This is a genomic window from Vibrio sp. 1288 (assembly GCF_033344475.1).
In genome coordinates this window covers 1-582 of sequence record NZ_JAWPOX010000855.1, presented here as the reverse complement: position 1 = coordinate 582, position 582 = coordinate 1, and the positions used below count along the sequence as shown (strand labels likewise).

Below are 582 nucleotides of genomic sequence, written 5' to 3'. Positions count from 1 at the left end.
GAAAGTGTGCTTTCAATTATTGGAATCAGCCATTTATAAATAGGACTATTGCGATGGCGATAGTGCATGTATAGATAAATATCTTGAGACTCGCCTTTGAAGGAGGCTTTTAGTTGTGGAGAGAGTGACAAACTTTTGAGTCCGGAAAGATGCTTTCTTGAAAGAAACGCAGATGTGGGGAATAGAGCATCTGTCTCCGAAATCACTTCTAATAGAGACAAAATGGAACTGGACCTAAAAGCGGTTTCGGTTTCACTGTTTTCACGCTCTGCCCAGCACTCAATAAGCGTTCTGTTCTCATTCCAATCTGGGACGATGGCAGTGACAATTGGGTATAGACTTAAGTCATTACAATCGATCGCTTGATTCGATAAAGGGTGTGCATCTCTCGCTAATATCTGAAATTCATCGGTGGCAAGGTGCTTGGTTTGTAGTTCTTTAGGGACATTGTTTAGAGGGTAGTTGATTCCCAAATCTAACTCACCATTAATCAGTTTACTAATGGTATTTGAGCTCCAACTTTCTGTTTCTATTGTGATATTAGGAGCGATATCTAATAACTTTAAATGTAATTTCGCAGGG

General features: G+C 39.9%; 1 protein-coding gene. It reads right to left on the bottom strand.

What is annotated here, in order from left to right; genetic code table 11:
• The coding region (locus tag R8O11_RS29745) for a LysR substrate-binding domain-containing protein (protein ID WP_318195195.1) at nt 1-582 on the bottom strand (582 nt) is incomplete at both ends.